At 66.5% G+C, this 7,957-nt stretch carries 10 protein-coding genes; 6 read left to right on the plus strand and 4 right to left on the minus strand.

Annotation, left to right across the window (positions count from 1 at the left end; genetic code table 11):
• The first annotated feature begins 28 nt into the window (after positions 1-28).
• Positions 29-427, plus strand: a complete 399-nt coding sequence (locus HG250_RS01560) for a DUF1489 family protein (protein WP_170002159.1) — start codon at positions 29-31, stop codon at positions 425-427.
• 67 nt (positions 428-494) lie between these two features.
• Positions 495-743, plus strand: a complete 249-nt coding sequence (locus HG250_RS01565; RefSeq protein WP_170002161.1) for a hypothetical protein — start codon at positions 495-497, stop codon at positions 741-743.
• A gap of 67 nt (positions 744-810) precedes the next feature.
• On the opposite strand, the gene HG250_RS01570 is transcribed toward HG250_RS01565, so the two are convergent.
• Genes HG250_RS01570 through HG250_RS01585 form a run of 4 tightly spaced genes read right to left on the minus strand, consistent with a single transcriptional unit; the run spans position 811 to position 4,889 of the window.
• Complete coding sequence (locus tag HG250_RS01570; protein WP_170002163.1) at positions 811-1,503, minus strand: DsbA family oxidoreductase; 693 nt, start codon at positions 1,501-1,503, stop codon at positions 811-813.
• Positions 1,500-2,396: an NAD(+) diphosphatase gene (gene nudC, locus HG250_RS01575; protein ID WP_170002165.1), complete on the minus strand. Its 897-nt coding sequence runs from the start codon at positions 2,394-2,396 to the stop codon at positions 1,500-1,502. Before nudC ends, HG250_RS01570 begins: the two co-directional genes overlap by 4 nt.
• A 7-nt stretch (positions 2,397-2,403) precedes the next feature.
• Positions 2,404-3,750, minus strand: coding sequence for a serine hydrolase domain-containing protein (locus HG250_RS01580; RefSeq protein WP_170002167.1), 1,347 nt, complete (start codon positions 3,748-3,750; stop codon positions 2,404-2,406).
• A gap of 23 nt (positions 3,751-3,773) precedes the next feature.
• Positions 3,774-4,889, minus strand: coding sequence for an A/G-specific adenine glycosylase (locus HG250_RS01585; RefSeq protein ID WP_170002183.1), 1,116 nt, complete (start codon positions 4,887-4,889; stop codon positions 3,774-3,776).
• 74 nt (positions 4,890-4,963) lie between these two features.
• Between HG250_RS01585 and HG250_RS01590 the strand changes: the two genes are divergently transcribed.
• From HG250_RS01590 to HG250_RS01605, 4 genes are all read left to right on the plus strand, one after another.
• A complete protein-coding gene (locus tag HG250_RS01590) occupies positions 4,964-5,560 on the plus strand; it encodes a DUF721 domain-containing protein (RefSeq protein WP_170002169.1) in 597 nt (198 codons plus the stop codon).
• A 1-nt stretch (position 5,561) separates the two neighbouring features.
• Positions 5,562-6,269: a DsbA family protein gene (locus HG250_RS01595; protein ID WP_170002171.1), complete on the plus strand. Its 708-nt coding sequence runs from the start codon at positions 5,562-5,564 to the stop codon at positions 6,267-6,269.
• 118 nt (positions 6,270-6,387) lie between these two features.
• Positions 6,388-7,140: a thioredoxin domain-containing protein gene (locus HG250_RS01600; protein ID WP_170002173.1), complete on the plus strand. Its 753-nt coding sequence runs from the start codon at positions 6,388-6,390 to the stop codon at positions 7,138-7,140.
• A 37-nt stretch (positions 7,141-7,177) separates the two neighbouring features.
• Positions 7,178-7,957 (plus strand): AAA family ATPase (locus HG250_RS01605; protein WP_170002175.1); only part of this gene is annotated, 780 nt, incomplete at its 3' end.

Raw genomic sequence — 7,957 nt, forward strand, 5'->3', positions numbered from 1 at the left:
CGCATGCCCGCGCCCTATCTAGGTCTGCATGGCGCTCAACATGACCAAGATCGCATTTCGCGTGCCCAATCTGCCTGCTCTCGCCAGACGGCTGGAAGACATGGGACCGGATGCGAAGATCACCACCCGCTATTGCCCGAAACGCGCCGATGAGATGGTGGGCGGATCGCTGTTCTGGATCATCGACCATGCGCTGGTCGGCCGCACGCCCATTCGCGGGTTCCGGCAGCGCGAGGAGGACGGACGCTGGGAGGTCCAGCTCGAACCCCGCCTCATCCCCGTGCATCCCCGGCCCAAGCGCGCCCATCAAGGCTGGCGCTATCTGGCCGCAGGCGATGCTCCGCGCGACCTGGCCGAGGGAGAGGACATTGGCGAAATGCTGCCTGGGCGATTGATGGGCAAATTGCAGAAGCTGGGGCTTATCTGAGGCGAAACGCCCCTATTCGCGGAACGCCTGCCCGCCTTCGCCCGTTGAACGGGAAAGGAGAAAATTCATGGTAGAACGCCAGTCCCGTCACCCCGATAACGATCTGATCGACAGCATGTCGGCAGAACCGACCCCCGGCCAGCAGGGCTCCGCCGGCGGCGAAGTGAACCGCCGCGTCGGCAAGCGCGGCGAGGAAAACCGCGCCACCGATCCCGCCAATCGCGAGCCGGAAATCGGTTCCGACAATCCATCCGAAGATGCGCAGAAGGGCCCGAAGACCCGCGCCGCCATTCAGGAAGAGCGTAATAATTCCTGACCGGGATCTGCGAAACGCATGATAACAGCCCCGCGCGCCCGAGGTTCGCGGGGCTTTTGCTACCCCTTTAGCCCTCCACCTTCTCCGCGACCTTGCGCAGCAGGCGCTTGTAGGTTTCGGCATCCTGCGCGCCGGGCACCAGGAACTTGCCCGCGATGACCATGGCAGGAACGCCGGAGACATTGGCGTCGAACGCCGCCTGTTCCTCCATCCGCACGATCTGCGCCAGTTCCGCATCGTCCAGTGCGGCAGCGGCGGCTGTCCGGTCGAGACCCTGTTCTTCCGCAATGTCGAGCAGCACGTCGCGTTCGCCGATGCGGCGGCGATGCTGGAAATGCGCGCGGAACAGCGCCAGTTTCAGCGCCATCTGCCGTTCTGGCCCATGCTTGGCGAGAGTCCAGCGCAGCAGCTTGTGCGCGTCGAAAGTGTTCCACATCATCGCCGGCGGGGCGTCGCCTTCCGCCGTTTCTCCCGCATAGTCGAAGCTGAACCCCACGGCTTCCGCGCGCTCGGCCATCTGGCGGCTGGCATCTTCGGCCTGATCCGGAGTGCGCCCGTATTTGCGGGCAATATGCGCGACGCGATCTTCACCTTCGGCAGGCATATCGGGGTTCAGTTCGAAAGGCAGCCAGCGGATTTCCGCTTCCACTTCGCCTTCGAGTTCGTCCAGCGCCTGTTCCAGCGCCTTGTAGCCGATGATGCACCACGGACACATGACATCGGACCAGATGTCGATGGAAAGAGTTTTCATATCGGTCATCGTTTCAGCCACCATCTCAACAGTTCATGCGCGATCGCCAGTCGGGGCGGCGCGATGAAGGCTGCGCCCGCCTCGCCCGCCTGCATTGCTTCCGCCACTTCCTCACGCGTGAACCAGCGTGCCTCGTCCAGTTCCGTCTCGTCGATCGTCAGGGTGTCCTCGTTCGTCATCGCGTGGCAGCCGATCATCAATTGCGAGGGGAACGGCCACGGCTGGCTGGCGACATAGGTCACGTCGCGCACGGTAATTCCCGCCTCTTCCTTCACCTCGCGCGCGACGGCTTCCTCGATATCCTCGCCCGGTTCGACGAAGCCCGCGAGCGCGGAAAAGCGGCGCGCCGGAAAGCGTGGCTGGCGGCCCAGCAGCAGCCGCCCGTCGTCATGTTCCACCAGCATGATGGTGACGGGATCGGTGCGGGGGAAATGGTCGGCCCCGCAGGCCGCGCAGGACCGCTGCCAGCCGCCCTTGGCGATATGGGTGCCCTCACCGCAATTGGCGCAGAAGCGGTGGCGCATGTGCCAGTCGACGAGGCTGCGCGCCGCGCCATAGGTGGCGAGGTCGGCTGCGGGCATCGTAGCCAGCATGTGCCAGATCGTCGGCATGGCGGGTGCGGGGGCGCTCCTGCCCGGCTGCGGCACGGCGGCGAAACAGCCCTTGCCGTGCAGCAGGCCCAGGAACACCAGCTCGTCCTCCGGCGCGCAATCGGCCAGCGTGCCCCATTCGAGGCAATTATCCGCGCCCGATACCGGTGCCAGCCTGTCCATCCTGAGCAGCCGGGCGCGCCAGTCCATCAGGCCGGCCAGCGCATCGGCATCTGCCCTGATGTGGTCGGCGCGGTCGAGGTCGGACCCGGCGAATGCGGCAGGCGTCCGGACAGGAGCGGGATCTCTCATCGCCGGATCAGGCCGCAAGACCGCCGCGCTGCGCCTGCATCACCAGGTCCTTGACGACGGCAGCGGGGAACGCGGCATGGATCGGATAGGCGTCGGAGGGCATATATTGCGTATAGGCACTGGCACGCAGCCCGCGCTTCATGTCGACCAGCGCCACGGTGCCCGCCGCCCCGCCCCAGCCATAGGTGCCTTCCTGCGCGCCAAGCCCGACCCGGCCGCCCGCGCCGAACCCCCCGCCAGCAGCCATCGTGCCGGCAGTGTTCACCGTGTCCGGCAGCAAATTCGACGTGCCGAGGCGCACCGCCCGCTCGCTCATCACGCGCTTGCCTCCGTACATGCCGTAACCGACCAGCATCTGCAGGAAGCGGTCGTAATCGCGCGGCGTGGATACCAGCCCCGCCCCGCCGAAGGGGAAGGCCGGTTCGTCCAGATAGACCGACTGGCGCGGCGGATCGATGGGGATGAGATTGCCCGCGATCACGCCGTAATTGGTGGTCAGCCGGTCCACGTCCGACGTCTTCACGCGGAAGCCCGTACTGTCCATGTCCAGCGGACCGAAGAAACGTTCCTGCAGGAAAGCATCGAAATCCTTGCCCGAGGCAACTTCGATCACCCGGCCCAGCAGATCGAGCCCGACCGAATAGCTCCACCGAGTACCCGGCTGCGCCACCAGCGGCAGCTTCGCCAGCCGGTCGGCAAATACGTCCAGCCCGCGCACCGGTTCGCCCCGGCCGAAGGCGGCGCCCAGCGGCAGTTTCGTCACTTGCCCCGGCACCACGCCTGCCGCTTCATAGACGCGGGCGATCGGCCCCTTCTGGATGATGGAATAGCCCAGCCCGGCGGTATGGGTCAGGAGATTGCGGATGGTGATCGGCCGCCGTGCCGGTTCGAGATCGGTGATCGAGCCGTCATAGGTCTTCTGCACCTGCATATCGGCGAAAGCGGGCAGGATTTCGGCCAGCGGCTGGTCGAGTCCGAGGCGGCCCTCGTCGATCAGGCTCATCACCGCCATGCCGGTAATCGGCTTGGTCATGGAATAGATGCGGAAGATGCTGTCCGCGCCTGCTGGCCGGGGATTACCGATGGAAAGCCCGCCCCTGGCGATGATGGCCGGGTCGCGCTGCTGCCAGCCCATCACCGCCACCATGTTCGCCAGCTTGCGCGATTCGACATAGCTGTCGACCAGCGCCGACACCGCAGGCCAGGCGGCATTACCGGCATTCCGCGCCATCGCAATGCGGTCAAGCCCGGCCATCGGCACCCCAGCCATGATCGCGCCTGCGCCCAGGAACGCACCGCCCCGCAGCAGGGATCGGCGCGAGAGGGCGGATGGAACGGATTCGCGAAATGCCATGGGGGTAGTCCTCTCGTCGATTTCTATTCGCAACTGATTTGCCGGTCTGTCTGCGTGATGGCACCGGATGCGTCAATCGGGGATGAACGGTTCGCGGCGGTTTGCACAGCGTTGGCACGGGCCAGCGCCGCCGCCCTTGCGAACAGGGTCGGCAGGCCGGCGTCCTCGAGGCGGTTGAGCGGCCACCATTCGCCCGCGCCGGTCGGCAGGATCGGTGCTTCGTCAGCGAGGGCAAGCACGTCCAATGCAATGGTGAAATGCGTGAAGACGTGGCGCACGGTGCCGCATCTGCGCCACTGCCCGGCCACCGGCGGAGCGCCGTGGCCCGAGGTGCTCGCCTTCCATCCGTCATCCGGCAGCGCGCGCATTCCGCCCAGCATTCCCCGGGCGGGCCGCTGCACCAGCCAGATCGCGCCGTCGCGCTCCATCCAGTAGGCCGCGCCTTGCCGCAGCGGCTTCGCCTTCTTCGGCGGCTTCACGGGGAAGGCAGCCGGATCGCCCGTGGCACGCCCAAGGCAGTGCTGCGCCAGCGGGCAGAGCAGGCAGCGAGGTTCGCGGGCGGTGCAGATCGTCGCGCCGAGATCCATCAGCGCCTGCGCGAAATCACCCGCGCGCTTTTCGGGAAAGATGCTGTCCGCCCGCGCCCTGATCTCCTTGCGCGCGGATGGCAGCGGGGTGGAGATCGCGAACAGGCGCGACACGACCCGTTCGACATTGGCATCCACCACCACGGCGCGTTTGCCAAAGGCGATGGCGGCAACGGCGGCGGCGGTATAATCGCCCAGCCCCGGCAGCTTGCGAAGCTCCGCTTCCTCGTCGGGAAAGCCGCCCCGCTGCGCCACCGCGCGGGCGCAGGCGACGAGATTGCGGGCCCGGGAATAATAGCCCAGCCCCGCCCAGGCCGCCATCACCTCCTCCTCCGGAGCGGCGGCCAGCGCCTCCACACCGGGCCAGCGGCGGGTGAATTTCTCGAAATAGGGTATGACCGCCGCCACCGTGGTCTGCTGCAGCATCACCTCCGACAGCCAGACGCGATAGGGTTCGGGCGGCGTTTCCGACGGTCTTGCCCGCCAGGGCAGACGCCGCGCATGGGTGTCGTAATGGTCCAGCAGCAGCCGCGCGATGGACGCGATATCCATTGAGGATGGGGCGGGCGGAATGCTGGCGGTCACGGCGCTTCTATGTCATGGGCGGGCCGAGAATGGAAAGTGCAATGCAAAGCGGTGATCCCCCTAAAGGCGAAGATGGCCCGGCGAGCCGGCAGGTCGTGAAGAAGCCTGCGCGCAAGGCAGCCGCATCGCCGCGCAAGGCGCGCGAATATGAACGCCCGCGCGGCGGCGGGGCGAAACCCATTGCCGACCTGATGCCGCAGATCGGGCGCACGGCCTTCCGCCGTTTCGGCTTCGTGCAATCCAATGTCGTCACCCGCTGGCACGAGATCGTCGGTGAACGCCATGCGCGCGTCTGTTCGCCCGAGGCGATCCGGTTTCCGCCCGGTGAGAAGAGCGAGGGCATCTTGCAACTGGTGGTGCTGCCCGCCCATGCGCCGCTGATCCAGCATGTCATCCCCGAGATCATGGAACGGGTGAACCGCTTCTTCGGCTACAAGGCCGTGGCGCGGGTGAAGATGCGGCAAGGCGCGGTTAAGCCGCCGCCTGCTGAAAACCGCCCCAAGGCACCGCCGTCGCTGAAACCCATTCCGATGGAACTGGGCGATTCGCTGCGCGACATCGGTGACCCGGAACTGCGGACGGTGCTGGAATCGCTGGCACGCAGCCTGTCGGCCAGGGATGCGGATGGAAAGGATTAGGATGAAGAGGAAACTTGGCCGCGCGGTGCGGAAAATCGCTGCATCGGCAGGCATCGTGCTATCCGCAGCCCTGTTGATGGGCGCGAATGGCAATTGGAACACTGCGGTCGAGCGCACCGGCAGGGGCCATGTGATCGGCAATCCGCAAGCCAGGCTGAAGCTGACCGAGTTCATCAGCTATACCTGTCCGCATTGCGCGAAATTCGCGGTCGAGGGCGAGGCGCCGCTGCAACTGGCCTATATCGGGCCGGGCAAGGTCAGCCTCGATGTGCGGCACAGCCTGCACGATCCCGTCGATCTGACGGCCGCGATGCTGGCAAATTGCGGGCCGGCTGCCAAATTCCCGCAGAACCACGCGGCCCTGATGCGCGCCCAGCCCAGATGGCTGCCGACGCTGACCAACCGTTCGCCCGCACAGGTCCAGCGCTGGAGCACGGGCGACAATGCCGCCCGCCGCCGTGCCATTGCCGCCGATTTCGGCTTTTACAAGCTGATGGAAGGGCGCGGCTATTCCCGTGTCGACGCCGATCGCTGCCTGAATGACGAGGCCATGGCCAAGCGCCTGTCGGACAATACCGTGGCCGATATCGAACAGTTCGGCTTGCGCGGAACGCCCAGTTTCGCGATCGACGGCGTGCTGCTGGCGGGCACGCATGACTGGGCGACGCTGGCGCCGCAACTGGACGCAAGGTTGAAGCAGGGCAAGTAACGCCGCGGTTCAGCCGCGCGTTTTGCGGTGGAAACTGCCGCCCGCTGCCCTTATGGTCGCGGCATCTTCTATTGCCCCGCGGCGCTACGGTGCCGCGCATCGACGGGAACCTGTTCACATGATCGATCTTCGCCGCCTCGCTTTTGCAACCCTCGCCGCGCCGCTTGCCCTTTCGCTGGGTGCCTGCGGATCGGAAGAAGCGCAGACGGGCGAGATTGCCGCGACGCAGCCGATCGAGGAAATCGCCGCGCCGCAGGGGCAGGCATGGACCGACATGGTGACGGTAACGCCCGAAGACGGCTATCTGCTTGGCAATCCGGACGCGCCGATCAAGGTGATCGAATATGCCTCGCTCACCTGCCCCGCCTGCGCCGCTTTCGCCGGTAACGGTGCCGAGCAGCTGAAGGAGGAATATGTCTCCAGCGGGCGGGTATCCTTCGAATTGCGGAACCAGGTTCACAACGGCATCGATCTGGTGCTGGCGGCGCTGGTACGCTGCGGCGAGGATGAAACCTTCCATCCGCTGTCGGCGGAGGTCTGGGCCAATCTCAACGATCTGATGAACGGCGCGCAGGCCAATCCGCAAGCCCTTCAGGCGGCGATGGAACTGCCGGAGGAACAGCGGTTCTTCGCCGTCGCCGAAGCGGCCAGCCTGGTCGATTTCTTCGCCGCGCGCGGCCTCAGCGTCGATCAGCAGCGCACCTGCCTCGCCAATACGCAGAACGTGACCGCCATTGCCGACCGTTCCGACACGCAATCGAGCGAACTCGGCATCGAGGGCACGCCCACCTTCCTGGTGAATGGCAACAAGGTCGATTCCAACAGCTGGGCCGGTCTGGAACCGGTGCTGCAGCGCACCGGCGCACGCTGAGGCCGATCTTGCGGCAGCGGGAAACCGTGCTGACGCGATGCTGATACGGCGGCTCAAGCTCAGCGGTTTCAAGAGCTTCGTCGAACCTGCCGAACTGCGGATCGAGCCGGGGCTGACCGGGGTGGTCGGCCCCAATGGCTGCGGCAAGTCCAATTTGCTGGAAGCGATCCGCTGGGTGATGGGCGAAAATTCGCCCCGCAGCATGCGGTCGGGCGGGATGGAGGATGTCATCTTCGCCGGGACGGAGACCCGCCCGCCGCGCGATTTTGCCGAGGTCGTGCTGCAGGGCGCCGATGCCGATGGCGAACCGCTGGAGGTTGTCCGCCGGATCGAACGCGGCGCGGGCAGCGCCTATCGCGTGAACGGCAGCGATGTCCGGGCCAAGGATGTCGCGCTCGCCTTTGCCGATGCCGCCACCGGCGCGCACAGCCCCGCGCTGGTCAGCCAGGGCAAGATCGCGCAGGTGATTGCCGCAAAACCTGCCGAACGGCGGCAAATGCTGGAAGAAGCCGCCGGCATCGCCGGGCTGCACGTTCGCCGCCGTGATGCCGAGGGCAAGCTGCGCCAGACCGAGGCCAATCTGGCCCGGCTGGACGATCTGATGGTCGGGCTGGACAGCCGCATCGCCGCCCTGCGCCGGCAGGCTAAACAGGCGGAACGCTACGCCGAACTGTCGGACCAGATCCAGGTGGCGGAGGCCCGCCTGATCCATGCCCGCTGGCGCGATGCGGCACAGGCCGCCGATGCCGCAAAGGCCGAAGCCGCCGCCGCCGAAGCGCGGGTCGCCGCCGCGCGTGCCGATGCTGACGCGAGCGCG

The sequence above is a fragment of the Pseudopontixanthobacter vadosimaris genome, assembly GCF_012979275.1.
Taxonomy (GTDB): domain Bacteria; phylum Pseudomonadota; class Alphaproteobacteria; order Sphingomonadales; family Sphingomonadaceae; genus Pseudopontixanthobacter; species Pseudopontixanthobacter vadosimaris.

Excerpts from the sequence above, each read along its gene's own strand:
- HG250_RS01595 (WP_170002171.1), top strand. The coding sequence starts at position 5,562 with ATGAAGAGGAAACTTGGCCGCGCGGTGCGGAAAATCGCTGCATCGGCA.
- HG250_RS01590 (WP_170002169.1), top strand. The coding sequence starts at position 4,964 with ATGCAAAGCGGTGATCCCCCTAAAGGCGAAGATGGCCCGGCGAGCCGG.
- HG250_RS01570 (WP_170002163.1), bottom strand. The coding sequence starts at position 1,503 with ATGACCGATATGAAAACTCTTTCCATCGACATCTGGTCCGATGTCATG.
- HG250_RS01565 (WP_170002161.1), top strand. The coding sequence starts at position 495 with ATGGTAGAACGCCAGTCCCGTCACCCCGATAACGATCTGATCGACAGC.
- HG250_RS01580 (WP_170002167.1), bottom strand. The coding sequence starts at position 3,750 with ATGGCATTTCGCGAATCCGTTCCATCCGCCCTCTCGCGCCGATCCCTG.
- HG250_RS01585 (WP_170002183.1), bottom strand. The coding sequence starts at position 4,889 with ATGGATATCGCGTCCATCGCGCGGCTGCTGCTGGACCATTACGACACC.
- HG250_RS01560 (WP_170002159.1), top strand. The coding sequence starts at position 29 with ATGGCGCTCAACATGACCAAGATCGCATTTCGCGTGCCCAATCTGCCT.
- nudC (WP_170002165.1), bottom strand. The coding sequence starts at position 2,396 with ATGAGAGATCCCGCTCCTGTCCGGACGCCTGCCGCATTCGCCGGGTCC.
- HG250_RS01600 (WP_170002173.1), top strand. The coding sequence starts at position 6,388 with ATGATCGATCTTCGCCGCCTCGCTTTTGCAACCCTCGCCGCGCCGCTT.